Source organism: Actinomadura napierensis, assembly GCF_039529375.1.
In the GTDB taxonomy this organism is placed as follows: domain Bacteria; phylum Actinomycetota; class Actinomycetes; order Streptosporangiales; family Streptosporangiaceae; genus Spirillospora; species Spirillospora napierensis.
This window is the reverse complement of the sequence record NZ_BAAAMR010000308.1, coordinates 1-708: the sequence shown is the minus strand read 5'-3', so window position 1 is coordinate 708 and position 708 is coordinate 1. Positions and strand designations below refer to the sequence as shown.

The 708-nt window shown below is 44.5% G+C and carries 2 tRNA genes and 1 rRNA gene; all 3 read right to left on the bottom strand.

The annotated features are described in order from the left end of the window. Window positions 1–200 precede the first annotated feature (200 nt). A tRNA-Ala gene (locus ABD296_RS49630) sits at window positions 201–276 on the bottom strand. A gap of 55 nt (window positions 277–331) precedes the next feature. After that, window positions 332–408, bottom strand: a tRNA-Ile gene (locus ABD296_RS49625). Window positions 409–467: 59 nt separating this feature from the next. Further along, window positions 468–708 (bottom strand): 16S ribosomal RNA (locus tag ABD296_RS49620); the annotation flags it as partial.

Sequence of the window (708 nt, the reverse complement as noted above, 5' to 3'; positions counted from 1 at the left end):
CAATTCATCTAGATTAATTGCTTAACCTAAACTCTTGAGTGAACAATTTATTTCAGACTCAATTTTGCCAATCTGTTAATGAGTTAATGTGTCTTCGTCAGATCACACTAATTACCGTGATAATGAAATCACAGAAGTTAATAAACCAAGATCTTAATCTTTATTTACTAATTTCTGTAATCCGAACTTATCTTAAGTTCTGGTGGAGACTAGGAGAGTCGAACTCCTGACCTCCTGCGTGCAAAGCAGGCGCTCTACCAACTAAGCTAAGTCCCCAGCTTACATCATCAATCATGTATCTTTTATCTATAACTTCAACCAGTCAAAGTCATGGTGGGTCTGACAAGACTTGAACTTGTGACCCCACGCTTATCAAGCGTGTGCTCTAACCAACTGAGCTACAGACCCTCAGATACATCTATGAAGAACAACTTGTTGTGGATTCTTACCAATCGTCAATCTTTCGTTAAGGAGGTGATCCAGCCGCACCTTCCGGTACGGCTACCTTGTTACGACTTCGTCCCAGTCATCGGCCACACCGTGGTAACCGCCCTCTTTGCAGTTAGGCTAGCTACTTCTGGTGCAACAAACTCCCATGGTGTGACGGGCGGTGTGTACAAGGCCCGGGAACGTATTCACCGCAGCGTTCTGATCTGCGATTACTAGCGACTCCGACTTCACGAAGTCGAGTTGCAGACTTCGATCCGA